The following is a 24,207-nucleotide window of genomic DNA, read 5'->3' on the forward strand; positions in this document are numbered from 1 at the left end:
GGGTTCTTATGGGCGCCTTTCTTGCGCGCCCTGATGGAAATGCGGGATAGTCGTTCCGGCGTGTCGCGGCACTTTCTGGTGCCAGGCAATTAGCCCAGCTCGTGCAACCAGGTCCCGGACATCGCTTTCACGTTTTTACACGGCCTGGGCCAGGAGCAGACGTCTGGTCGCAGTATTCAACACCTTGAAACGGAGTTCCAATGAACGAACGTCCAATACCGGAATCAGCCTTGCAAGACCCAAATTCTGTGGAAATGCTTCGGGTTTGGGTGGCTGGAGGCCAACTGCATTGTTCGTTAAAAGTTGGGATGTATCGAGATGGGATGGGTATTGATGAGGAGCTTGCATGGGGAACCATCCTTGCCGATGCGGCGCGCCATATCGCTAAAGCGCTGCAAGGTGACGGGAGCCTGAACGAGTCCGAGAGCCTTGCCAAAATCGCTACGAAGTTCGACGAGGAGATTTCCGTGCCCTCATCTGAGCTAAATGGTGGATTTGTTTGAATTGTTTCGTCCGCTTTGGGTCGGTTCCTGCCGTAAACTGGAGGGGCAGCACGCGGCTAGAAGCGGTCTTCAACGTCGAGGATTAAGGAACACATGAGGAACATCATCCTTGAAAAGACGGATCAAGTTCGCTGGTACACGAACATGCGCGACGTGTTTGAAGCCGCCAACATTGCACCGCAAGACTATGACTGGTACGTCAGCGACATCGAAACGAACTGGAGGCCACCAGGGTTTTCGTCGGATGATCAATGGTTCACTGGCGACGAGCTTGCAGCCTTCCTACGTTCTTACGAGGTCCAGTTTATCTGGGCAGTATTCAGTGCAGTACCTAAGGGCCTTCGTCCGAAACCGACTCCGACGCCATACGTCGAGGACAATCCGCAGTATTGGGACGGTACAGAACCTGAACCGCAGCTAGAAGGAGCCTTATTCGAGATCGCGTGTTGGGACAGCAGTGGAACGATTCTGATCAACCTGCCTGAACAGGCCATCCACTCGTTTTTGACGCGTTACCCAGACGCCAAGCCGTTGGCGACTGCGCGTTCCTGATGAGTGTTGCGTTCACCAGTTGAATCCACGGTCGACAGCGGACTGCCGGGCACGCCAGGTGCCCGACACCTTGCGGCAAACTTTATCGTCCGTTCAAACTCAAGCTTCCGGCAACACCGCCGTCACCTCGATCTCCACGCGGGCCCGGTCCTCGATCAGGGCCCGCACTTCGACCGCCGTCATGGCCGGGAAGTGCTTGCCGATGATTTCGCGGTAGGCCGCGCCCAGCGCTTCCGAGGCCGCCAGGTATTCGCGCTTGTCGACCACATACCAGGTCATGCGCACGATGTGGCGCGGTTCGGCGCCGGCCTCGCGCAGCACCTCGACCACGTTCAGCAGGGCCTGGCGCGCCTGCATGGCGAAATCGTCGCTCTCGAAATGGCCGCCGGCATTCCAGCCGATCATGCCGCTCACGAAAATCTGGCGGCCGCTCGCCGCGACCCCGTTCGAATAGCCGCGCGGCCGCGGCCAGCCAGGGGGTTGGAGTATGTCCATCATGCTTGTTTTCCTTCTTCCTTCGCTTCGCGCAGCAGTTCGCGTGCGATGATCAGCTGCTGTACTTCGGTCGCGCCCTCGTAGATGCGCAGTGCGCGGATCTCGCGGTAGAGCTGCTCGGCCGGGTGGCCGCTGGTGACGCCCAGGCCGCCGAACATCTGCACCGCGGCGTCGATCACCTGCTGGGCCGACTCGGTGGCCGTCATCTTGGCCATCGCCGCTTCCCTGGTCACCTTCTGCCCACGGTCGCGCTGCCAGGCGGCGCGGTAGGTCAGCAGCGCGCTGGCGTCGATCTGGGTCGCCATCTGGGCCAGCTTGGCCTGCGTGAGCTGGAAGTCGGACAGGTGCTGGCCGAACATCTGGCGGCTCGTCGCATGCGCCAGCGCCTCCTCGAAGGCGCGCCGTGCGAAGCCCAGCGCGGCGGCGGCCACCGAGGTGCGGAACACGTCCAGGGTCGCCATCGCCACCTTGAAGCCCTGGCCGGCATCGCCGATGCGCTGGGTGGCGGGTATCCTGCAAGCGTCGAAGCGCAGGCGCGCCAGCGGGTGCGGCGCGATCACCTCGATGCGCTCGGCGATCTCGAAGCCCTTTGTTCCGGCATCGACGATGAAGGCGCTGATGCCGCGCGCGCCCGGCGCCTCGCCGGTGCGGGCGAACACCACGTAGAAATCGGCGATGCCGCCGTTCGAGATCCAGGTCTTCTCGCCGTCCAGCACATACGCATCGCCGTCCAGCCGAGCCGCGCATTGCATGGCCGCGACGTCGGAACCGGCATGCGGTTCGGACAGGGCGAAGGCTGCGATCACATCGCCGCGGGCCACGCGCGGCAGATAGTGTTCGCGCTGGGCGGCGGTACCGAACAGGCTGATCGCGCCCGAGCCCAGGCCCTGCATAGCGAAGGCGAAGTCGGCGAGGCCGTTATGGCGCGCCAGGGTCTCGCGGATCAGGCAGATGGCGCGCGTGTCGATGGCCTGGGACTCGCCGCCGATCGCATGGCGCAGCCAGCCGCCCTCGCCCAGCAGGCGCACCAGCCGGCGGCAATCGGCATCGACGTCATGCCCGTGCAGGCCGCGCACGTGCTCGGTGGCCCAGCGGTCGAGCGCCGTTTCGAGGTCGGCGTGGCGGCCGTCGAAGAAAGGCCACTGCAGGTAGGACTTGTCCGCCATCTCAGTCTCCTTCGAAATCGGGGGTCTGCTTGGCCACGAAGGCGTGGTAGGCGCGGTGGAAGTCGTTGGTCGCCATGCAGATGGCCTGGGCCTGGGCCTCGGCCTCGATGGCTTCGTCGATACCCATGTTCCACTCCTGCTGCAGCATCTTCTTGGTCATGCCGTGGGCGAAGGTCGGACCGCCGGCCAGGCCGCGCGCAAGCTGCCGGGCTTCCGCCAGCAGGTCTTCCGGCGCGCACAGGCGGTTGTAGAAGCCCCAGCGCTCGCCCTCCTCCGCCGTCATCGAGCGGCCGGTGTACAGCAGCTCGGCCGCGCGCCCCTGGCCGATCAGGCGCGGCAGGATCGAGCAGGCGCCCATGTCGCAGCCGGCCAGTCCGACCCGCGTGAACAGGAAGGCGGTCCTGGTGCGGGCGGTGGCGAAGCGCATGTCGGAAGCCATCGCCAGGATCGCGCCGGCGCCGGCGCAGACGCCGTCCACCGCGGCGACGATGGGCTGCGGGCAGGCGCGCATCGCCTTCACGGTGTCGCCCGTCATGCGGGTGAAGGCCAGCAGGCCCGGCATGTCGAGCCTGGTGAGCGGACCGATGATCTCGTGGACGTCGCCGCCGGAGCAGAAATTGCCGCCGGCGCCGAGGATGACCACGGCTTTCACGTCGTCCGCGTAGGCGAGCGCGCGGAACAGGTCGCGCAGCTCGGCGTAGGAATCGAAGGTCAGCGGATTCTTGCGCTCCGGCCGGTCGAGGGTGATGGTGGCGACGCCGTCGCTGACCTCGTACAGAAAGTGCTCGGCGCGGTAATCGGCCAGGGTGTTGCGGTTGCGCGGCAGCGAATGCGGCTCGCCCTGCAGGTAACGCATGATGTACTCCTATTGCTTGTCGTCTGAGTCGTCTTGGTCGTTCAGGTGCTGCTTCATGGTGTCGAGCAGCGCGATCATCCTGGCCTTGTCGGCGGCCGGGATGTCGCGGAACAGGTCCGCCACCCAGCCTTCGTGCACTTCGGCCATCTCGGCGAAGGCGCCGCGCCCTTCCGGCGTCAATGTGACCACGAAGGCGCGGCCGTCCTGCGGATCCGGCACCCGCGCCACCAGGTGCTCGCGCTCGAGCTGGTCGACGATGCCGGTGACGTTGCCGCCGGTGACCATCATGCGCTTCGACAGTTCGCCCATGCGCAGGCCTTCCGGATGCCGTTCCAGCTGGGCCATCAGGTCGAAGCGCGGCAGGGTGATGCCGAAGCTGGTGCGCAGGCGGCTGCGGATGACGTCCTCGACCCGCACCGTGCAGGCCAGCATGCGCAGCCACAGCTTGAGGGCCTGATGGTGCTCGCCGGTCAGGCGCGCGGTCAGGTCGAGCTGGGGCTTCACATCACCTCCCCGCCGGCCACCGCGATGGACTGGCCGTTCATGGCCGCCGCCGCCGGCAGGCACAGCATGGCCACCGCATGCGCCACCTCTTCCGGCCGCACCAATCGTCCCTGGGGATTGCCGGCGGCCAGTTCGGCGCGCGCCTGCTCCTCGCTGCGGCCGGTCTTGCGCACGATGTTGGCGACGGCTTCCTGCACGATGTCGGTCTCCGTATAGCCGGGGCAGACCGCGTTCACGGTGACGCCCTTGGCGGCCAGTTCCAGCGCCAGCGCGCGCGTCAGGCCGACCAGCCCGTGCTTGGCCGCGCAATAGGCGGCAACGTAGCGGTAGCCGGTCAGGCCGGCGGTCGAGGCGACGTTGACGATGCGTCCCCAGCCCGCGTCCAGCATGCCGGGCAGGGCCGCCTGGATGCAGTGGTAGGCGCCGCTCAGGTTCACCTCCAGCATGCGCTGCCACAGCGCTTCATCGGTTTTCATGAAAGGCGCCGACGAGGCCTGGCCCGCATTGTTGACCAGGATGTCGACCCGGCCCGCGCGGGCGAAGGCCGCGGCCACGCTGGCGGCGTCGGCGACGTCGATCGCCTGCCATCCGGTCCCGCCGCCCAGGGCGGCGGCCGCCGCTTCCAGCGCCGCGGCATCGCGCGCCATCAGGGTCACGCGCGCGCCCTGGGCCTGGAGCGCGCGGGCGATCGCCAGGCCGATGCCGCGGCTGGCGCCGGTCACGACCGCATGCTTACCCTCGAGTGCGTCCATCAGCCCTCCAGCAACTTTGCCGCGATCTGCTGCGGCGACAAGCCCGTGTTCGCGGCGGCCAGCTGGCGTTCGCGCTCCAGGTTGCGTTCCATCTGTGCCTTGCCGGCCAGGTACTGCTTGGGCCAGGCGATGGCGGAGAAGCCGATCCTGGCCGCCTCGGTCAGGGTCCAGGCCGGATTCGCCAGGTGCGGCCGGCCCACCGCGCACAGGTCCGCGCGGCCGGCCGCGATGATGCTGTTGGCGTGGTCGGCCTCGAAGATCGAGCCGACGGCGATGGCCGGGATGCCGGCCTCGTTGCGGATGCGGTCGGCGAACGGCGTCTGGTACATGCGGCCGAACAGCGGCTTCTCCTGCTTGCTCACCTGGCCGGACGAGCAGTCGATCATGTCGGCGCCGGCATCCTTGAACAAGCGGGCGATCTGCACCGCGTCTTCCGGCGTGATGCCGCCTTCGACCCAGTCGTGGGCCGAGATGCGCACGCTGATCGGCTTACCAGTAGGCCAGACGGCGCGCATCGCGCGGAACACGCGCAGCGGATAACGGCAACGGTTCTCGAGGCTGCCGCCGTACTCGTCGCCGCGCCGGTTGGTCAGCGGCGAGATGAAGGAAGACAGGAAGTAGCCGTGGGCGCAATGCAGCTCCAGCCAGTCGAAGCCGGCCTCCTCGGCCGCCAGCGTCGCGCGCACGAAGTCCGCTTCCACGCGCCCCAGGTCTTCCTCCGTGGCGGCGCGCGCCAGTTGCGAAATCCCCGGCAAATACTGCTGTTCCGAGGCCGAGATCAGCGGCCAGTTCCCGCTTGGTAGCGGCTGGTCGATGCCGTCCCACATCGCGCGGGTCGAGCCCTTGGCGCCGGCGTGACCGAGCTGCAGGCCGATCTTCGCATCGCTCTGGCCGTGCACGAAGTCGACGATGCGCTTCCACGCGGCCGTGTGCTCGGGCGCATACATGCCCGGGCAGGCCGGGGTGATGCGGGCATCGGCCGACACGCAGGTCATCTCGGCCATCACCAGTGCGGCCCCGCCCAGCGCGCGCGCGCCCAGGTGGACCAGGTGGTAATCGCCCGGCACCCCGTCGACCGCCGAATACTGGGCCATCGGCGAGACCACGATGCGGTTCTTCAGCAGCACGTCGCGCATCCTGAACGGCGTGAGCATCGGCGGCAGGTGGGCGCCGGCGGGCAGCTCCACGCCGGCTTCGGCGCAGGCGCGCCGCGCGAACCAGTCCTCGAAGCGCGACACATAGCCGCGGTCGCGCAGGCGCAGGTTCTCGTGCGAGATGCGCTGGCTGCGGGTCAGCATCGAATAGGCGAACTGCTCGGCCTCGAGGGCGCTGTAGCGATCGACGTTCTCGAACCATTCCATCGAATTGCGGGCCGCCGACTGGATCTTCAGCACCTCCACCGAGCGGCTGGCCTGGTAGGCGTCGAGCGCGGCGCGCAGGTCGCCCTCGTTCCCGGCGCAGCAGCGCGCCAGCTCGATCGCATCTTCCAGCGCCAGCTTGGTGCCGGAGCCGATCGAGAAGTGGGCCGTGTGGGCCGCATCGCCCATCAGCACGACCGGCACGGAGGATGAACCCTCGCCGTTCCAGTGCACCCACTGCTCGCAGACGATGCGCGGGAAGGCGATCCAGGCGCTTGATCCGCGCCGGTGGCCGGCGTTCGACATCAGCGCGTGGCCGTCCAGGTGTTCGGCGAACAGGCGCTCGCAGAAGGCGATGCCCTCTTCCTGCGGCATGTCTGCCAGGCCGGCCTTGCGCCACACCTCTTCCGGCGTCTCGACGATGAAGGTCGAGGTGTCGCCGTCGAACTGGTAGATATGGGCCTGGAACCACCCGAACTCCGTTTCCTTGAACACGAAGGTGAAGGCATCGAACTTCTTCTTCGTGCCCAGCCACACGAAGCGGCAGCGCCGCGTCTCGACCGAGGGCCGGTAGTCCTCGGCATAGCGGCTGCGGATGCGGCTGTTCAGGCCATCGGCGGCGATCACGAGGTCGGCGTCGTAGCGGGCGGCGATGGCCTGGTCGTCCTGGACCTCGGTCTCGAACACCAGCTCCACGCCCAGTTCCTCGCAGCGCTGCTGCAGGATGTTGAGCAGGCGCTTGCGGCCGATGCCGCAGAAGCCGTGGCCGCCCGAGGTGACGCGCACGCCTTTGTAGAAGACGTCGATGTCGTCCCAGTGGTTGAAGGCCTGCAGGATGGAACGCGCGGTCGGCTCGTCGCTGGCCACCAGGTTGCCGAGGGTCTGGTCGGAAAACACCACGCCCCAGCCGAAGGTATCGTAGGGCCGGTTGCGCTCGACCACGACGATGCGGTGTGCCGGGTCCTGCTTCTTCATCAACAGGCCGAAATACAGGCCGGCGGGCCCGCCGCCGATGCAAACGATATTCATACGATGCTCACAATGATGGTCACGACTCGCGAAGTTTGAAACGCTGCAGCTTGCCCGTCTCGGTGCGCGGCAGCTTGTCGGTGAAGCGCACGGCGCGCGGATACTTGTAGGGCGCGATGTGCTGCTTGGCGAAGTCCTGCAGTTCCCGCACCAGTTCGGGCGAAGGATCGAAGCCGGGCTTCAACACCACATGGGCTTCGACGATCTGGCCGCGCTCCTCGTCGGCGCGTCCGACCACGCCGCATTCCGCCACCGCGGGATGGCGCAGCAGCACGTCCTCGACCTCGGCGCCGGCGATGTTGTAGCCGGCCGAGATGATCATGTCGTCGGTGCGCGCACGATAGTAGAAGTAGCCGTCGGCGTCCATTTCGTAGGCGTCGCCGGTCAGGTTCCAGCCGTTCAGCACGTACTTGCGCTGGCGCGCGTCCGCCAGGTAGCGGCAGCCGGTCGGTCCCTTGACGGCCAGCCGCCCGATCACGCCCGGCCCGGCCGGCCGGCCGTCGGCATCCAGGATGCAGGCCGAATAGCCCGGCACCGGCTTACCGGTGGCGCCGGGGCGGATGTCGTCGCCGCTGGCGGAGATGAAGATGTGCAGGATCTCGGTGGCGCCGATGCCGTCGATCATGTCGATGCCGGTGGCGCTCTTCCAGGCGTCGCGGGTGGCCAGCGGCAGCGCCTCGCCGGCGGACACGCATTTGCGCAGCGAGGACAGGTCGAACTTCGGCACCAGCGGCGTCATCTGGCGGTAGAAGGTCGGCGCCGTGAAGCAGATGGTCGCGCGGTGGCGTTCGATCGCCGCCAGCAGGCCTTCCGGCGTGAGCCTCTCGAGCAGCACGGCTGCCGCGCCCACGCGCAGCGGGAACAGCAGCAGGCCGCCCAGGCCGAAGGTGAAGGCCAGCGGCGGCGTGCCGATGAAGACGTCGTCCGCGCCGGAGCGCAGGACGTGGGGCGGGAAGCAGTCGCAGATGGCCAGCACGTCGCGGTGGAAGTGCATCGTGCCCTTGGGGACGCCGGTGGTGCCGGAGGTGAAGCTGATCAGGCAGACGTCGTCGGCCGCGGTGTCGACCGCCGCGAACGGCGCCGCGTGCCGCGCCATGCGCGCCTCCAGCCCTTCCGGATGGTCCGGATCGTCGAAGTAGACGGTGGGCGGATGGGCCGCCACCTGTTCCAGCTCGCCGGCCAGCGCCCGCGCGCACAGCACCGCATTCACCTGCGCCTTGTCGAGGATGACACCCAGCTCTTTCGCGCGCAGCAGCGGCATGGTCGGCACCGCCACCAGGCCGGCCTTCAGCACGGCGAGAACGGCCGCCGCCATCGCCGGACAGTTCGCGCCGCGCAGCAGCACGCGGTTGCCGGGCACCAGGCCCATGTCGGCGCGCAGCACGTGGGCGATGCGGTCGACCTGGCGCTGCAGGCCGGCATAGGTCCAGGCCTGGTGCTCGCCCACGATGGCGCGCCGTTCACCGCGCCCTTCCGCCACATGGCGGTCGAGCAGTTCGGCCACGCAGTTCAGGCGCGCCGGGTACTGGAGTTCGGGAAGATCGAATACGAGTTCCGGCCACTCGTCGACCGGCGGGAGATGATCCCGCGCGAAGGTGTCGACATGGGCCGAGAGGTGTGCTTCTGCTGCGGAAGGGCTTGCCAATGAGCTTGTCATGAAGCGGCTCCGGAGAAAGTATCGGACGGTGGGTACCGGGAGATACTTTAAGCCTAAAGCAATTTCGGGGCAAGCAAAATTGTATTTTTATAAAACGAAGCGGCGTATGATCGGCAGGGTCGTTCCCATACATCGAAAGGACAGTCCATGACCCTGAAAGACGAGATTCAGGCGGCACAAGACCGCCTCGCCGAAGCCATCGCCGCGCGCGACGCCGGCCGCGCAGCATCCCTCTACACCGAGGACGCCCATTTCATCCCGCAAGGCGCGCCCGCCTGCACCGGCCGCGAAGCGATCGCCGCCTTCTTCGACGGCACCCTCGCCAACGGCATCGTTGGCGCCCGCTTCACCACCGAAGATGTCGACGGCGACGATGCCGGCGCGATCGAGGTCGGACGCTACGCCCTCTATGCGGCGGCGCCGGACGGCGAGCGCGTGCTCGCCGCCGAAGGGCGCTACCTGGTCGCCTGGCGCAAGATCGACGGCGCCTGGCGCCTGCACCGCGACATGTTCAACTCCCGGTAGCCGCGGCGCAGGCGGGGCTCAGAACTTCATCTCCAGGGTCGCCCGCACGCTGCGGTGCACAGGATTGAGCGTGCGGCTGGTCTGGGTGCCCACGCCCGGCGTCGTGTAGCTGCTCTGGCTGATAGTGTCCTGGGCCAGCAGGTTGGCGGTCGCCACGCGCAGCTGCAGCTTCGGATTGAACTTCCACAGCGCATACAGGTCGAGATCGCGGCGCACCGACTGGTAGCTGATCTGGTTGCCCGAGATGCGCACGAAGCCGCCGTTCTTGAAGACATAGCTGCCGCCCAGGGTCAGCGGGCCGGTCTTGTAATCGGCGCCGAGAGTCGCGGACAGCGGGGTCTGGCCGTCCAGGCGGTTGTCCGGGCCCGGCACCGAGTCCACCGTCGACCAGTTGCGCGACAGGCTGGCGCGCAGGTCGAGGTTGGTCTTGGTCTCCATCACGGCCTTCAGCGGGAACTTGGCTTCCAGTTCCACGCCGTAGGTACGCGCATTGCCGTTGTTGGTCGGGGTCGAGACCCAGCGCGCGCCGTCGAACACGACCATGTTGCGGGTGTAGTCGCTGATGCGGCGGCTCGACACGCTGGCCGACAGCAGCGCGCCCTCGGCCCAGTAGTGCTCGTAGGAGGCGTCGATGCCCAGCGCCAGTTCGGGCTTGAGGTGCGGGTTGCCGATCGTATCCGGTTCGGTCTGGCTGTTGTTCACCGAGGTGAAGCGGTGCGGGATGATCTGCTGCTGGCCCGGCGCCTTGTAGGTGCGGGTCACGGCCAGGCGCACCTGGTCGCCCTTGGTGCCCGGCAGCTTGTACAGGGTCTGCGCCACCGGGCTCAGGACCGAGGAGCGGTTCTTTATTTGCGCGTAGGTGTTGCCCTCGGTCGAGGTGCGGATGCCCTCCCAGCGCGCGCCCAGGTACACCGACCAGGCCGGGGTCACGTTCCACTCGTCCTGGCCGTACACCGCCAGGCGCGAGACGGTCGACTCGTAGAGTTCGTCGCCGCCCGGCAGCGGGACGTTCGGCGCGGCGGCATCGCGCTCGCGGCGGGCGTCGTCGCCGCCCTGCCAGCCGCCGTCCCAGCCGAAGGCCAGCGCGTGACCTTCGAAGCGGCTGCTCGTGTACTTGCCGGTCGAGGTCAGGCCGCGCACGACGACGTCCGACTTGATGAAGGCGCGCAGCGGTGCGGCCTGCGCATTGCCGCTGCCGAAGCGGTACATCGCATTGTCGGCGCCGACGTACAGGCCGCTCAGCTTGGCATCCAGCTTGGCGCCGGATTCGAACTTGTGCACCCAGTTCAGCTCCTGGCGGAACACGTGGTTGTGGTTGGTCATGCGCTGTTCGAGCCGCGGGTAAGCCGGCAGCGGTCCCATCAGGGTGTCGACGCTGCCCATTTCGGCCTGCATGAAGTTTGCCCAGTTGGCAAAAGTTTGCGCGGTCAGCGTGTCGCCATTCTCGAAGGTGTAGTTGACGCGCGGCGTCAGGTTGACCACGCTGATGCGGGCATCCTGCGGGGTCTCGCTGTGGCGCACGCCGGTGATGGCGTTGGCGGCATTGACGAAGGTTTCGATGGTTTCCGGATCGTTGGTGAAGCGGTTCTGGAAGCCGTTTGCCGCGAACGAGTAGGACAGCTTGCCGAGCTTGTCGGATAGCTGCAGGTTCAGGGTCGGGCTGTTCATGGCGGCGCCGTGGCCGTAGCCCACCTTCAGCTCGCGCTGGGCCGCCTTGACCGCCTTCTTCAGCACGATATTGATGGTGCCGGCGATCGACTGGGTCGAGAACTCGGCGCTGGCGGCGCGCAGCACTTCGATGCGCTCGATCACGTCCGGCGACAGCGAACTGATGTCGAAGCCTTGCGGGGCCCGCTCGCCGTTGATCAGGACCTGGGTATAGCCGCTGCCGAGGCCGCGCATGCGGATCTCGCCGCCGCGGCCGCTGCTGCTGATGGTCACGCCGGGCACGCGCTTGAGCACGTCGAGCACATTGGTATCGCCGTATTTGACGATCTCTTCATTGTTGACGACGATCTTGCTGGCGGTATCGTCGCGGCGCGGATCGTAGGACGCGGCGGCGCCCTTCACTTCGACCTGCTGGATCGTCTTGCCCTCGGCGGCGGGCGTGGTCTCCTTCGAGACCGGTGCCTGCTGGGCAAAGGCGGGATTGGCCAGGGCGGCCGCGACGGCGGCGGCACCGAGGCTCAGGCGGAAAGGGAAACGATGGGCTGGCATGGCGATCTGTTCAATCTGGTCAATTTGAAATGGACCGCCATTGTCCACCAGCTCTCCCGATTATTGTTGCCAGCGTGTAAATATTTTTGATATGCATGCATCAATTTCATATGCATGCATATTGAAATTGATGTCAAAATGCAACTTGGCCCAGAGGGCAGGCTGCCCGTTATAATCTTCATCTTTCATTCGAGGTTTTTTACTGTGTCCGATCGCCTTAAAGTCCTGCCGCAATACCTGCTGCCCAAGCAGCGCCTGACGACCTTCGCCGGCCGCGTCGCCGGGGCCAAGGGCGGCTCGATCACGACCCGGCTGATCCGCTGGTTCGTCGGCAAGTACGGCGTCAACATGGACGAAGCCGAGAATCCGGACATCGGCAGCTACACCAGCTTCAACGATTTCTTCACCCGCCCGCTGAAGGCCGGCGCGCGCCCGCTGGCGGATGCCGCCTTCGTCTGCCCGGTCGACGGCGCCATCAGCCAGTTCGGCGCCATCGACGACCACCACATCCTGCAAGCCAAGGGCCACCGCTTCACCACCACCGAACTGGTCGGCGGCGACGCCGAACTGGCCAGGCAGTTCCAGCACGGCAGCTTCGCCAACCTGTATCTGTCGCCGAAGGATTACCACCGCCTGCACATGCCCTGCGACGGCCGTCTGACCCGCATGATCTACGTGCCGGGCGCCCTGTTCTCGGTGAACCCGACCACCGCGCGCGGCGTGCCCAACCTGTTCGCCCGCAACGAGCGCGTGGTCTGCGTGTTCGAATCGGCGGAGTACGGTCCCTTCGTGATGGTGCTGGTCGGCGCCACCATCGTCGGCAGCATGGCAACCGTGTGGCATGGCGTGGTGAACCCGAAGCGCCCGCAGAAGATCAGCGAATGGTCTTACCTCGACCAGGACATCGTCCTCAAGAAGGGCGAGGAAATGGGCCGCTTCCTGCTCGGCTCCACCGTCGTCATGCTGTTCAAGGCCAACACCATTCACTTCAATCCGGCGTGGGCGCCGGAACGCTCGGTGCGCCTGGGCGAGATGATGGGCGAGTTCTCCGGCGGTAAATGAGAGCGCCCGGCACTATCCATTACGTACTCTGATTGCGACTTACTCTGATGGCGACAGGCTCGTGCACCGAGCCATTCGCCTGACAAAACTCGACATGGCATTTGTTCACGCCCGTTTCACCTTCGCTGTCGGCATTTTTTGCCTCCTTCCCGCAGTCGCCCCCGAGGCCCAACCATGAACGCTCCCCTGAACCCCTCCCTGTTGGAGGATGTGGAGGACGTCTCCACGCCCGCAGCCGACACTGCTTCCCGCCATAACTGGCGGTTCTTCGACGCCGGCGGTTTCACCCAGGTCAGCCTCGACACGGGTGCCGACCTCGTCCATCTCCGGCAGCTCGACCAGAAGCTGTGGGTTGCCCTGTCCTGCCCGGTCCAGGGCCTGGAATTCGACCGCCGGACCCTGGCGCTGATGGACATCGACGGCGACGGCCACATCCGGGCCCCGGAATTGATCGCCGCCATCGATTGGGCGGCGGCCCGCCTGACTTCCTCCGATGCTTTGGCGAATGGCGGCCCATTGCCGCTCGCCGCCATCCGCGCCGACAGCGCAGAAGGCGATCGCCTGCTGGCCTCGGCGCGCCATGTCATGGACAGCCTGGGCAAGGGCGGCGCCGACGCGATCAGCGTCGGGGATGTCAGCGACAGTGACCGCATCTTCTCCGGCATGGCCTTCAACGGCGACGGCGTCATCACCGCCGCCGCTTGCGACGACGCGCTGCGGCCGGTCCTCGCCGCCATCATGGACACCCTGGGCAGCGTGCCGGATCGCTGTGGCGAAGCAGGCATCGACCAGGCGCTCGCCGACCGCTTTTTCACCGAGGCCCAGGCATGGCTCGAGTGGCAGTCCCGTCCCCAGAACGACGCCGGCCTCCTCCCCTTGGGCGCCGAAACCGACACCGCCTTCGCCGCCCTGGCCGCGATTCGCGCCAAGGCGGACGATTATTTCACTCGCTGCCGCCTGGCCGAGTTCGACCCTCGGGCGGGGGACTTGCTGAACGGCGCGCCGGAGGATATCCGCGCGCTCGGTTCCAGAAGCCTGACGGCCGAGGATGCCGGCCTGGCGGCGCTGCCCATCGCCTATATCCAGGCCGGCGGCGAGCTGCCGCTGGGCGGCGGCGCCAATCCGGCATGGACGGCAGCCGCCGCGACCCTTCGGGAACAGGTGGCAAAGCCCCTGCTGGGGGACAAAGACAGCCTGGGCGCCGAGGAGTGGCAATATCTCAAGGATAAGTTCGCCGCCTACGAGGCCTGGCAGGCAGCCCGTCCGGAAACGCCGCTGGCCAGCCTGGAGATCTCCCTCCTGCAGGCATTCCTCGCCCCGGGCATCCGTACCGCCATCGACCAGCTCATCTCCAGGGATCTGGCGCTGGCCCCGGAAGCGAACGGCATTGCCGAAGTCGAACGCCTGGTGCGCTATGTCCGGGACCTGGGACAGCTGGCCAACAATTTCGTCTCCTTCCGGGATTTCTATAGCGGCGGCGACAAGAAGGCCATCTTCCAGGCCGGTACGCTCTACCTGGACGGCCGCAGCTGCGATCTCTGCATCAAGGTGCTGGACCCGTCCCGGCACGGCATCCTGGCCAGCCTGTCCGGGGTGTATCTGGCCTATTGCGACTGTGTGCGGGGGAGCGAGAAGATGACCATCGCGGCGGCCTTTACCGCCGGCGATTCGGACCAGCTCATGGTGGGCCGCAATGGTATTTTCTATGACCGTGACGGCAAGGATTGGGATGCCACCATCACCAAGATCGTGGACCACCCCATCAGTATCCACCAGGCCTTCTGGGCGCCGTATCGCAAGGCGACCCGCCTGGCAGGCGAGCAGATGCAGAAGTTCGCCGCCACTCGGGCCAAGGGCGTGGACGACATGACGTCCAAGCTGGTGACCGACGCCGAAAAAAAGGTGGGCGCCGGGGTCAAGCCCGCGGCGACGCCTTTCGATGCGGCACGCTTCGCCGGTATCTTCGCCGCCCTCGGGCTCGCGGTCGGCGCCATCGGCACAGCCCTGGCCTCCGTGGTCACAGGCTTCATGGGCCTGAAGGCCTGGCAGATGCCGCTGGCGGTGGTGGGCCTGTTCCTGTCGATTTCCGGGCCTTCCGTGGCCATGGCCTTCTTCAAGCTGAAGAACCGCAACCTGGGCCCCATCCTTGACGCCAATGGCTGGGCGGTGAATGCCCGGGCCCGCATCAGCATCCCCTTCGGCACGGCGCTGACCCGCATGGCCAGGCTGCCGGAAGGGGCGGCGCGCAGCCTGCGGGACCCCTACGCCGAGAAACGTTCATACTGGAAGCTCTATCTGGTTCTCGGGGTAGTGGTGGCGGCCTTGTCCGCCTACCTTGCTTTCAAGGTTTTCTGAGCAGGGACGATCAGAAGATCAGGGCCGCTTCAGCTGGCCGATGACGCTCGCCACCTTGGTGGTAATGACATCGACCGCCGGGCCGTTGGCGCCGTGGGGCAGGATGACGTCGGCGTGGCGCTTGGTCGGCTCGATGAACTGCTTGTGCATCGGGCGTACCGTTTCCAGGTACTGGTTGACGATACTCTCGACCGTACGGCCGCGTTCGACGATATCCCTTTGCATGCGGCGGATGAAGCGGACGTCGGGGGCGGTGTCGACAAAGATCTTCAGCGACATCATCTTCCRCAAGTCCGCGTCGTAGAGCGCGAACAGGCCTTCGATCACGATGACCGGGGCCGGCTTGACCGGAATCGTCTTGTTCGAGCGGTTGTCGATCGTGAAGTCGTATTCCGGCATCTCGATCGTTTCGCCATTGCGCAGGGCCTGGACGTGCTCTACCAACAGCGGCCAGTCGAAGGCCTGGGGATGGTCGTAATTCTGCTTGCGGCGGACTTCGGGGGTGAGATCGGACTGGTCGCGGTAGTAATCGTCCTGCATCACGACCGACACCATGTCGGCGCCGAAGGAAGCCAGCACCTGCTGGGTCACCGTCGACTTGCCGCTGCCGCTGCCGCCAGCGACACCAATGACAAACGGAGGGGTAGAAAGTTGATTCATCCCCGAATGATACCGGAGCGGCGGCCGAACCGACAGGGCCGCTTGACGCTTCCTAGGCGGCGCGGCTCTACATCTGCAGCCGCGCGCGCGCGCAGCAGGCGTCTTCCAGCATGTCGAGAAAGGCCCGCGTCTTGGCCGGCATCAGGCGCCGTCCGGGGAAGACGGCCCAGCCGGTAGCCGCCGGGAATTCCCATTCCGGCAACACCCGCACCAGCTCGCCCTTCTGCAGATAGGGCTGGACGAACAGGGTCGAGCTGGCCGCGATGCCGGCGCCGCCGGCGGCGATGCGTGCCAGCAGTTCCGGCGAATTTGCCGTCAGCCGCGCCTGCACCGCGCGTTCCCAGCGCACCTTGCCGCGCTCCAGCACCCAGGGCGTGGCGCCGCCGTTGCGGCTCAGGATGCACAGCAGGTCGTGCTTGGCCAGGTCGTCCGGGTGCTCGGGCAGGCCGTGCTGGGCGGTGTAGGAAGGCGCGGCGTACAGGCCGAAGCGTTCCAGCGAGACGCGGCGCGCGTTCAAGGTGGAATCCTCGGGCAGGTCGCCCATGCGGATCGCGATGTCGAAGTTCTCGGCCACCAGGTCGACCCGGCGCGGCGACAGGTCCAGTTCCAGCGATACCGCCGGATAGCGGGCGGTGAAACGCGCGATCAGGTCGGTCAGGTACAGGTTCGCGAAATCGCCCGGCATCGAAATCCTCAGCTTGCCGCTGGGCTCGGCCTGGCGGTGCTGGGCCAGGGCGCCGGCCGCCTCCACCTCCTCGGCGACCTTGCGCGCGTGCTCGAGCAGGCTTTCGCCGAACTCGGTCAACACCAGGCGGCGCGTGGTGCGCTGCAGGAGGCGCTCGCCCAGGCTGGCTTCGAGCAGGGCGATGCGGCGCGATACCGTCGATTTCGGCAGGTCCAGGCGCTGCGCCGCCATGCTGAAACTGCCGGCTTCCACGATGCGGGCGAACAGCAGCATATCGTTGGCTTCGATGTCCATGATTGTTCCACTGGCTGAATAATGTTATCCATTCTAACGCCTTCCGCACGATAGATGGAACCGTTAAAGTGTCTACATCGAAACACCAACCGACACAACGAAGGAAACGACAATGAACATCCTGCAGATCAATTCCAGCCTCCGCGGCGCCAATTCCGAATCGAACCGTGTGGCCGGCAGCATCGTCGCCAAGCTGAGCGCCGCCAACCCGGGCGCCACCATCATCGTGCGCGACCTCGGTGCGAAATCCCACCCGGTGCTGGACGAAGCCGCACTGGGCGCCCTGTTCACCCCGGCCGACCAGCGTACCCCCGAGCAGGCCGCCCGCGTGGCCCAGGACGACGCCCTGATCGCCGAAGTGCAGGCCGCCGACGTGGTCGTGATCGGCGCTCCGATGTACAACTTCGGCATGCCGATCCAGCTGAAGGCCTGGTTCGATGCGATCGCCCGTGCCGGCGTCACCTTCCGCTACACCGAAGCCGGTCCGGAAGGCCTGCTGAAGAACAAGAAGGTGTTCGTGGCCACCGCCCGCGGCGGCATCTATCCGGAAGACGCGGATCCGCAAGTGCCGCACATCCGCATGCTGCTGAACTTCCTGGGCATGACCGACTCGACCTTCGTGTACTCGAACGGCCAGTCGATGGGCCCGGATGCAGCGAGCAAGGGCCAGGCCGAGGCCGACGCCGTGGTCGCCGCCATCGCCTGAATCGCCCCTGGGCGCAGCCTTCGGGCCGCAGTATTCAATTAACAGGAGATCGAAATGGAACAGCAAGTTGAAGTCACCGTTGCCGACGAACGCGTCGAAAAAAGCCGCCGCATCGAGCGCGTGCTCGGCGGCCAGTTCGTGATGGATGGCGCCGGCGTCAAGATCAACCGCGTCCTGACCCAGCCGCTGCAGCGCCGTCTCGATCCCTTCCTGATGCTGGATGCCTTTGGCAGCGACAAGGCGGGCGACTACATCGCCGGCTTCCCCGAGCACCCGCACCGGGGCTTCGAGACCGTCACCTATATGCTGGCCGGCCGCATGCGCCACCGCGACAGCGCCGGCAACGAGGGCCTGGTCAGCGACGGCGGCGTGCAATGGATGACCGCCGGCCGCGGCGTGGCCCACTCCGAGATGCCGGAGCAGAACGAAGGCTTGATGGAAGGCTTCCAGCTGTGGCTGAACCTGCCCGCCAAGGACAAGATGTGCGAGCCCTGGTACCGCGACATCCCGACCGAGGAAGTGCCGCGCTTCAACCTGCCCTCCGGCGCGGAGGTGCAGGTGATCGCCGGCAGCTCGCATGGCGTCGATGGCGCCGTGCAGCGCGAGGCGACCCAGCCGCTCTACCTCGACATCCACCTGCCGGCAGGCGCGGAATTCGAGCAGCCGCTGGCGGCCGGGCATAACGCCTTCTTCTACGTCTACCGCGGTGAAGTCGTGGTCGACGGCAAGGCGGTGCCGCAGGCGCGCATGGCCATCCTCGACAATGCCCAGGGCGCCGACGGCGTGAAGATCAAGGCCGACACCGACAGCCGCCTGATCCTGATCGCCGGCCGTCCGCTGAACGAGCCGATCGCGCAGTACGGCCCGTTCGTGATGAACACGAATGCCGAGGTGTTCCAGGCGGTAGAGGATTTCCGCGCCGGCCGCTTCGCCTGATCGATTGGCGGCAGTTCGGATACACTACCGGCATGCCGCTGATAGAAGTCATAAGTTCTCTGCTCGGGCGCGCCAGCCGCGCGCTCGGGCTGGAGACCATCGATACCTTCCCGCCGGGCCATCGCTACGCCGATACCCGCTGGGACAAGGCCTATTTCGACATCCCTTCCGACTACAAGCCGGAGCGGATCGAGCAGGCCATGGCCGACGCCATCATCAACACGCCCAGCGTCTTCGTCTACATAGAACACCCGACGCCGCGCATGCAGCGCGCCCTGCTGGGCGTGATCCACGCCCGCCTGCGCCGCGCAAGCACCCCGCCCAACGACCTGCTTGCGATGCTGATCGCCGCCTACGCCAGCCCGCGCACCCAGGAGGCGGTGCCGGGCCTGCGCGCGGCGATCGCCGGCACCGACGGCTACGATCCCTCGATGCGGGTTGCCCACCTGGCGGCCTGGCTGGCCGACATGCCGGCCGCCTTCGACGTCATCGACGCGCAATGACGCTCAATACGCCTCAATGCGGCGACGGTGACTTGAGCACCTCGTCGACGGTCGGCGTGGCATTCATCTTCATCGAGTACAGGTAGTCGGCAGGCAGGTCGCCGACCGTTCTCTTCTCGCCGGGCAGCAGCTTGAACGGCGGCACCACCTCGGTATAGCTGCAGGTGCGCTCCTTGGTGCGCTCGTCGAGCATCTTGTCCTGGCAGAGCGACTTCAGGATCAGGTAGTGGCACACGCCGGTATTGCCGGCGCCGCAGCCGAAGGTGGTCGTGGAGACACCCAGCCGCGTCACGATCACATAGGGCTGGGGAGGCGCCGCAAGGACGCCGGCGCCGGCGCACATCACGGAAGCCAGCAGGGTGGAATGGATAAGTTTCTTCATCACCCCCAAGCTTATCAGACTGATATCGCGTAAAAATGCGCGCTTTGTCACCTCACGGCGGCTGCCAGCGAGGATCCTCGGCTATTGCCTGGCACATAGCGCTCGCGCAGGCGCATGAAGGGTGTCTCGACCAGCCGGAACAGCAGCCAGCCTGCCAATACCGAGGCGGCGAGCGCCAGCACGACCGTCAGCGGGTGTCCGGGGCCGTAGCCGGCCTCTTCAAGGGGCTGGGCGGACAGCACGCTCACCTGCTTGTGGACCAGGTAGACCGCATAGGACCACAGCGCCAGGCTCGACGCCCCCGGGACGCGGATGCGGTGCAGCGGCGAATCCGGGGCCAGCGCCGCCACGATCAGCAGCGCGCAACCCAGCGCCAGCAGCGGAAAGCCGAACACGGTGGTCCACAGGCCGTAATGGTCGGCCAGGAAGCAGCGCAGCGCCAATGCGCAGGCAGCGATCCCGGCCGCCAGCAGCAGCCTGCCCTGCCCCATCAGGCGCGCCCAGATCCCGCCATGGAAGTTCTTCAGCAGGGCCAGCGCCACCCCGGCCAGCAGCTCGTCGAGGCGGCAGAAGCTCGAGTAATAAATGTGCTTGTAATAGAAGTGCAGCCAATGTCCGTCATCCTGTCCGTGCAGCCAGGTGCCGGCGCGGACCACCATTCCCGCCGCGACGGCCAGCGCGAACGCTGCCCATACCCGCCGCAGCCTGCTGCCGTCCGGCCCGTCCTTGCGCCCGCCGAGGGCGGCGGCCAGCAGCGCGCAGGCCGGCAGCAGCAGGTAGAACTGTTCCTCGATGCACAGCGACCAGGCGTGAGAGAAGGCGGTGCCCGGTTCCAGGCCGATGTTCTGGGTAAAGCTGAGGTACTTCCACAGCGGCAGCATCGGGGCGTCGCCGCGGAAGGCCGGCCACAGCGCATACAGCGCCAGCACGGCGTAGAAATTCGGCAGCGTACGCAGCAGCCGGCGCGCGTAGAAGCGCCCCAGGCTCAGGCCGCCCGCGCTGCGCTGGGCCTGGAAGATCTGGTTGCCGATCAGGTAGCCGGACAGGGCGAAGAAGAGGTCGACGCCGACCCAGCCGATCTCGCCGACCCAGCCGAAGGTGCCGGTACCGCTGACGAACAGTACGTAGTGATGCAGCACCACCAGCGTGACGGCGAGCGCGCGCAGGGTGTCGAGGCCATGGATGCGGGCGGAGACGCGGCTCATGTGGAGGATCGTCGACGAAAACGCCGGATGATGCCACGCGGCGCTCCCGGATGCCAGGGATTCCCGATAAAATGGCCGGACCGATATTTCCTTGGATCAAAAGCATGACCTCCGCCGCAAGCCAGCTGCATTTCAAATCCGTCAACTACACGGGTCAGGGCCCCGGTCCGCGCGTCATCATCATGGGCGCGACCCACGGCAACGAGACCTGCGGTACCCAGGCCATCCAGCGCGTGATGGCGGAGCTCGACGCCGGCAAGCTGCACATCGTCAACGGCAGCGTGACCTTCGTCCCCATCGTCAATCCGCTTGCCTACGCCAAGAACACCCGTTCCGGCGACCGCAACCTGAACCGCGACCTGTCGCCGAAAGAGCACCCGCAGGACTTCGAAGACCGCGTCGCCAACTGGCTGTGCCCGCTGCTGGCCCGGCACGACGTGCTGCTCGACCTGCACTCCTTCAACGCCGCCCATGGCGAGCCCTTCGTGATGGTCGGCCCGCTGGACAACGACGGCCCGCTCGAACCCTTCCGCCACATGCGCGAAGAGCGCGCGCTGGCGCGCCGCCTGGGCGTGCGACGCTTCGTGACCGGCTGGATGGCGGCCTATGGCGGCGGCGTGCAGCGACGTTCGCGCAGGTCGAGCTCTAACGTCGGTGCGGCCGAACTGGAAACCGTGCTGCGCTACGGCATGGGTACCACCGAATACATGCGCAGCACCGGCGGCTATGCCCTGACCCTGGAATGCGGCCAGCACCTCGACCCGCAGGCGCCGGAAGTGGCCTACCGCGCCATCATGAACACCCTCGCCCACCTGAAGCTGATCGAGGCCCCGGAGCCGCAGCCCATCCCCTTCGAAGAGATGGAAGCGCTGCAGATGGTCGTGGTGCACGACAAGCTCGACGCCGRCGACCGCTTCACCCGCCAGTGGGCCAGCTTCGACCCGTTGCAGGAAGGCGAACAGATCGGCGTGCGCGCCGACGGCACCCCGGTCGTGGCGGAATTCTCGGGCCGCATCCTGTTCCCGGATACGAACGCCGGCCCGAACCAGGAGTGGTACTACATGACCCGCCCGAACCCGCAATTCGGCCGCGAATGAACCTGGCGTACACCGCGCCATAGTCAACCAGGCCGGCATAAGTCGACATACATGACATAGGCCGCGACATAGCCATCCTGGGGATGTGCGAATGCGTCGGGAATCGTGCCCACTTTCATGAAACCCATTGAACGGTAGAGTGAAAGTGCGGCGCGATTGGTGGCGACAACCTGGTTGAATTGCATCGCCCGAAATCCGGAGAGCCTCGCCTGTTCAAGGCAATCCTGCACGAGAATGCGGCCGAGTCCTCGGCCCCGGAATGCTTTGGCAACGATAAAAGTAGCTGTTGCAATATGCGAGCCGCGGCCCGGCATATTCGGGCCATAGCGATACATGCCAAGCAAAACCCCGTTTTGATATGCCAAAACACATCCGGCTGCGCCTAGCCATTGGCTGTCGATGAAATGCCCATCGACCTGATCCCGGAATGGAAGCGTATCGCCTTCAATAGAAACCGACCGAAGCAGCTCGAGCATGGCGCCCGCATCGGCCCGGGCCGCAGTGCGTAAATCGAGCCCGTTCATGTTGCCGCGCCGGACACAATGGCAATCCTGGGATTTGCGCTCTGCATAGTCGCTCCAGAACAGATGAATGCAGCAAGTCTAGTTTGCGTGCACGGGGCGGACAAACGAAAGCTTTTCGCTTTCAGATGAACCAAATTCATCTGATAGAATCATTGGATGAAGCGTCGACCGAATCCTCCACTCATCGCTGCGCGCAGTTTCGAAGCCGCCGCACGACATGTGAGCTTTCAGGAGGCGGCGGCGGAACTGCATGTCACCCCGACGGCGATCAGTCATCAAGTCAAGCGCCTGGAGGAATATCTGGGACTGCCCTTGTTTGTACGCCAGAACCGCGCCGTCGTGCTTACCCCTTACGGCAAGACCCTGGCAGCCCGCCTTTTCGAGCTGTTTACAGGACTTGAAGACGTACTGCAGCCGCCATCGATCGGCAACACTCAGGCATTGCGCGTTACCGCCATGCCCTCATTAGCGGCGAAATATCTGGTGCACCGCATCGCTGAATATCAGTCCACCCACCCCGGCTTAGCCCTTGAACTGAGCGACGACGATGAAGTCGTCGATTTTAAGGACGGCAAATTTGATATTGCCCTGCGATATGGTGACGGCCGGTATCCTGGTGCGATCACCCAGCACTGGATGAGTGCCGACATGATTGCGGTCTGCAGCCCTGCCTTGCAAGCTCTCGCTTCCCCGCCGCTTCACACGCCCGCAGATGTTCTACACCACACGCTGATACACGACAGTACGATCCATCTTCCCGGCAAGCCACCTGGCTGGATCGAGTGGCTGGAGACACAAGGATTGCCGATGCCGCCCAATCAGGCCAGCCTGCGTTATTCCAGCGTTTTCCTGGCGATCGAAGCGGCGCGAGCGGCGAAAGGCATTGCCCTGGCACCTGAGCCATTGGTGCGGGATGATTTGCACAATGGCGATCTGGTCGAACCATTCAAGCTGAGATTGGATAACCCATACGCTTTCTGGATTGTGTATCCGCGCCACTTGCAAAACGATGCGCGTGTATTGGGGTTTGCAAAATGGCTTCTCAGCAGTCACTGAGCGTGCCGAGCCTTCCTTAGCCGCCGGCCTCGCGCATCTGCGCCCGTTCCGCCCGGATCAGGTGCAGGTTGCGCAGGTAGATCGCCACGCCCAGCCCCTGGCCGGCGATGAAGACCGGATCGCGCCGGTGCGCCGCATACGCGAGCAGCACCAGCGCGCCCAGGATGCTCAGGTACCAGAAAGACACAGGAATCACGCTGCGGCGCCGCCGTTCGCTGACGAACCACTGGATTACGAAGCGCCCCATGAACAAAGCCTGGCCGCCGAAGCCGACCAGCAGCCACCAGCCATCCTCACCCATCGACTTCCTCCTCCTCGATCTGCCGCCGCCGCGCGGTGCGGCGCCCGCCCAGGCGCCCTGCCGACCACGGCCACATCCGCAGCAGTTCCCAGCCGCCCCACAACAGGCAGACCAGCCCGATGAGGCGCTGGGCCGGCAGCACCGCCGGGATGCCGATATGCCGGCTCACCAGCAGGCTCGCCGCCACGCCCAGCAGCACCAGACCGGCCATCAGGCCGCCCACGCCGGCGGTGGGCCAGGCCCAGCGGCCGGAAAGCCTGAGGCCGAGCCAGGCGCCCAGCCAGCCGCCGAGCATGCCGCACAGGATGTCGACCGGCCAATGCACGCCCGCCATGATGCGCGACAGGCTGACCAGGCTGGCGAGCAGCAGGAGCAGCATGCGCCGCAGCGGACTTCCCGCCACGCCCATGCTCCAGATGCCGGCCATGGCGAAGGCCGCCGCCGCATGCCCGGACGGGAAGGACACCCGCCGGTAGGCCGGTCCCGACTGGAAGAACTGGTCCGGCGCCAGCACGGACAAGGGACGCGGCATGTCGACGAATTGCTTGGTCACCTGGGTCCAGAGCGCCGCGAACACCGCCGCCGCCAGCGCCGCCCAGAAGCAGTGCGGGACACGCCGGATGCAAGGCAGCACCAGCGCCAGCGCCACCGCGCCGTCGCCCAGCATGGTCAGGTGCAGCCAGAACAGGGGGCCGAGCGCGTGGCCGGCATGGTTCAGCGCCAGGAAGGCGGCGCGGTTGGCGCCGCTGGCGAGCACCAGCACCAGCAGCGCCAGCCCGATGGCGGGCGGCAGCCATACCCGGGGAGTACGAAGGGCCGGCGCCATC

25 protein-coding genes are annotated in these 24,207 nt (G+C 66.1%); 10 read left to right on the plus strand and 15 right to left on the minus strand.

All coding sequences use genetic code 11. The features are described 5' to 3' along the window. The first annotated feature begins 200 nt into the window (after window positions 1–200). Window positions 201–503 (plus strand): DUF5076 domain-containing protein, encoded by a 303-nt coding sequence (locus tag AC1DIX_RS05715; protein ID WP_477322665.1) that lies wholly within the window; start codon window positions 201–203, stop codon window positions 501–503. 93 nt (window positions 504–596) lie between these two features. Beyond that, window positions 597–1,055 (plus strand): hypothetical protein, encoded by a 459-nt coding sequence (locus tag AC1DIX_RS05720; protein ID WP_477322666.1) that lies wholly within the window; start codon window positions 597–599, stop codon window positions 1,053–1,055. Window positions 1,056–1,154: 99 nt separating this feature from the next. Here AC1DIX_RS05720 and AC1DIX_RS05725 read toward each other — a convergent pair whose 3' ends face one another. Genes AC1DIX_RS05725 through AC1DIX_RS05755 form a run of 7 tightly spaced genes read right to left on the minus strand, consistent with a single transcriptional unit; the run spans window position 1,155 to window position 8,872 of the window. After that, window positions 1,155–1,550 (minus strand): RidA family protein, encoded by a 396-nt coding sequence (locus tag AC1DIX_RS05725; RefSeq protein WP_477322935.1) that lies wholly within the window; start codon window positions 1,548–1,550, stop codon window positions 1,155–1,157. Next, window positions 1,550–2,716, minus strand: a complete 1,167-nt coding sequence (locus AC1DIX_RS05730; protein WP_477322668.1) for an acyl-CoA dehydrogenase family protein — start codon at window positions 2,714–2,716, stop codon at window positions 1,550–1,552. Before AC1DIX_RS05730 ends, AC1DIX_RS05725 begins: the two co-directional genes overlap by 1 nt. Before the next feature lies 1 nt (window position 2,717). Then, window positions 2,718–3,572: an enoyl-CoA hydratase family protein gene (locus AC1DIX_RS05735; RefSeq protein ID WP_477322672.1), complete on the minus strand. Its 855-nt coding sequence runs from the start codon at window positions 3,570–3,572 to the stop codon at window positions 2,718–2,720. 9 nt (window positions 3,573–3,581) lie between these two features. Beyond that, complete coding sequence (locus tag AC1DIX_RS05740; RefSeq protein WP_477322673.1) at window positions 3,582–4,076, minus strand: MarR family winged helix-turn-helix transcriptional regulator; 495 nt, start codon at window positions 4,074–4,076, stop codon at window positions 3,582–3,584. Beyond that, window positions 4,073–4,828: an SDR family NAD(P)-dependent oxidoreductase gene (locus tag AC1DIX_RS05745; RefSeq protein ID WP_477322674.1), complete on the minus strand. Its 756-nt coding sequence runs from the start codon at window positions 4,826–4,828 to the stop codon at window positions 4,073–4,075. Before AC1DIX_RS05745 ends, AC1DIX_RS05740 begins: the two co-directional genes overlap by 4 nt. Continuing rightward, on the minus strand, window positions 4,828–7,215 hold the full coding sequence (locus AC1DIX_RS05750) for a bifunctional salicylyl-CoA 5-hydroxylase/oxidoreductase (protein ID WP_477322678.1): 2,388 nt from the start codon (window positions 7,213–7,215) through the stop codon (window positions 4,828–4,830). Before AC1DIX_RS05750 ends, AC1DIX_RS05745 begins: the two co-directional genes overlap by 1 nt. Before the next feature lie 19 nt (window positions 7,216–7,234). Continuing rightward, window positions 7,235–8,872, minus strand: coding sequence for an AMP-binding protein (locus tag AC1DIX_RS05755; protein ID WP_477322680.1), 1,638 nt, complete (start codon window positions 8,870–8,872; stop codon window positions 7,235–7,237). 147 nt (window positions 8,873–9,019) lie between these two features. On the opposite strand from AC1DIX_RS05755, the gene AC1DIX_RS05760 reads away from it, so the two are divergent. Next, window positions 9,020–9,397, plus strand: coding sequence for a YybH family protein (locus tag AC1DIX_RS05760; protein ID WP_441933369.1), 378 nt, complete (start codon window positions 9,020–9,022; stop codon window positions 9,395–9,397). Window positions 9,398–9,415: 18 nt separating this feature from the next. Here AC1DIX_RS05760 and AC1DIX_RS05765 read toward each other — a convergent pair whose 3' ends face one another. Then, complete coding sequence (locus AC1DIX_RS05765; protein WP_477322685.1) at window positions 9,416–11,614, minus strand: TonB-dependent receptor plug domain-containing protein; 2,199 nt, start codon at window positions 11,612–11,614, stop codon at window positions 9,416–9,418. 204 nt (window positions 11,615–11,818) lie between these two features. Here AC1DIX_RS05765 and asd point away from each other — a divergent pair, with 204 nt between their 5' ends. Together asd and AC1DIX_RS05775 are read left to right on the plus strand one after the other, a co-directional pair. Further along, entirely contained in the window at window positions 11,819–12,676 is an 858-nt protein-coding gene (asd, locus tag AC1DIX_RS05770; protein WP_477250173.1) for an archaetidylserine decarboxylase, read from the plus strand. A 174-nt stretch (window positions 12,677–12,850) separates the two neighbouring features. Then, a complete protein-coding gene (locus tag AC1DIX_RS05775) occupies window positions 12,851–15,031 on the plus strand; it encodes a hypothetical protein (RefSeq protein ID WP_477322689.1) in 2,181 nt (726 codons plus the stop codon). Between the two features lie 18 nt (window positions 15,032–15,049). Here the strand turns inward: AC1DIX_RS05775 and udk are convergent, their stop codons facing one another. Further along, window positions 15,050–15,691, minus strand: a complete 642-nt coding sequence (udk, locus tag AC1DIX_RS05780; RefSeq protein ID WP_477322692.1) for a uridine kinase — start codon at window positions 15,689–15,691, stop codon at window positions 15,050–15,052. Window positions 15,692–15,758: 67 nt separating this feature from the next. Then, window positions 15,759–16,670 carry a LysR family transcriptional regulator gene (locus AC1DIX_RS05785; RefSeq protein ID WP_477322696.1) on the minus strand — a complete coding sequence of 304 codons (912 nt, stop codon included), beginning with the start codon at window positions 16,668–16,670 and terminating at the stop codon, window positions 15,759–15,761. Window positions 16,671–16,782: 112 nt separating this feature from the next. Here AC1DIX_RS05785 and AC1DIX_RS05790 point away from each other — a divergent pair, with 112 nt between their 5' ends. Genes AC1DIX_RS05790 through AC1DIX_RS05800 form a run of 3 tightly spaced genes read left to right on the plus strand, consistent with a single transcriptional unit; the run spans window position 16,783 to window position 18,815 of the window. Continuing rightward, window positions 16,783–17,376 carry an FMN-dependent NADH-azoreductase gene (locus AC1DIX_RS05790; RefSeq protein WP_441933384.1) on the plus strand — a complete coding sequence of 198 codons (594 nt, stop codon included), beginning with the start codon at window positions 16,783–16,785 and terminating at the stop codon, window positions 17,374–17,376. A gap of 54 nt (window positions 17,377–17,430) precedes the next feature. After that, window positions 17,431–18,312, plus strand: a complete 882-nt coding sequence (locus AC1DIX_RS05795; RefSeq protein ID WP_477322702.1) for a pirin family protein — start codon at window positions 17,431–17,433, stop codon at window positions 18,310–18,312. A 32-nt stretch (window positions 18,313–18,344) separates the two neighbouring features. Next, the gene (locus AC1DIX_RS05800; RefSeq protein WP_441933388.1) at window positions 18,345–18,815 is read left to right on the plus strand and encodes a hypothetical protein; all 471 of its coding nucleotides are present in this window, start codon (window positions 18,345–18,347) and stop codon (window positions 18,813–18,815) included. 13 nt (window positions 18,816–18,828) lie between these two features. Here AC1DIX_RS05800 and AC1DIX_RS05805 read toward each other — a convergent pair whose 3' ends face one another. Both AC1DIX_RS05805 and AC1DIX_RS05810 read right to left on the minus strand, forming a co-directional pair. Next, the gene (locus tag AC1DIX_RS05805) at window positions 18,829–19,197 is read right to left on the minus strand and encodes a hypothetical protein (protein WP_477322704.1); all 369 of its coding nucleotides are present in this window, start codon (window positions 19,195–19,197) and stop codon (window positions 18,829–18,831) included. 47 nt (window positions 19,198–19,244) lie between these two features. After that, window positions 19,245–20,402, minus strand: a complete 1,158-nt coding sequence (locus tag AC1DIX_RS05810) for an acyltransferase family protein (RefSeq protein ID WP_477322706.1) — start codon at window positions 20,400–20,402, stop codon at window positions 19,245–19,247. A gap of 104 nt (window positions 20,403–20,506) precedes the next feature. On the opposite strand from AC1DIX_RS05810, the gene AC1DIX_RS05815 reads away from it, so the two are divergent. Further along, the gene (locus AC1DIX_RS05815; protein WP_477322708.1) at window positions 20,507–21,499 is read left to right on the plus strand and encodes a M14 family metallopeptidase; all 993 of its coding nucleotides are present in this window, start codon (window positions 20,507–20,509) and stop codon (window positions 21,497–21,499) included. Between the two features lie 23 nt (window positions 21,500–21,522). On the opposite strand, the gene AC1DIX_RS05820 is transcribed toward AC1DIX_RS05815, so the two are convergent. Beyond that, window positions 21,523–22,023: an N-acetyltransferase family protein gene (locus tag AC1DIX_RS05820; RefSeq protein WP_477322710.1), complete on the minus strand. Its 501-nt coding sequence runs from the start codon at window positions 22,021–22,023 to the stop codon at window positions 21,523–21,525. Between the two features lie 156 nt (window positions 22,024–22,179). Here AC1DIX_RS05820 and AC1DIX_RS05825 point away from each other — a divergent pair, with 156 nt between their 5' ends. Beyond that, entirely contained in the window at window positions 22,180–23,079 is a 900-nt protein-coding gene (locus AC1DIX_RS05825; protein WP_477322712.1) for a LysR substrate-binding domain-containing protein, read from the plus strand. A gap of 16 nt (window positions 23,080–23,095) precedes the next feature. On the opposite strand, the gene AC1DIX_RS05830 is transcribed toward AC1DIX_RS05825, so the two are convergent. Together AC1DIX_RS05830 and AC1DIX_RS05835 are read right to left on the minus strand one after the other, a co-directional pair. Beyond that, complete coding sequence (locus tag AC1DIX_RS05830; protein ID WP_477250186.1) at window positions 23,096–23,380, minus strand: lipid-A-disaccharide synthase N-terminal domain-containing protein; 285 nt, start codon at window positions 23,378–23,380, stop codon at window positions 23,096–23,098. Then, complete coding sequence (locus AC1DIX_RS05835; protein WP_477322714.1) at window positions 23,373–24,206, minus strand: phosphatase PAP2 family protein; 834 nt, start codon at window positions 24,204–24,206, stop codon at window positions 23,373–23,375. Before AC1DIX_RS05835 ends, AC1DIX_RS05830 begins: the two co-directional genes overlap by 8 nt. Window position 24,207 lies beyond the last annotated feature (1 nt).

The sequence above is a fragment of the Massilia sp. 05N420 genome, assembly GCF_056397205.1.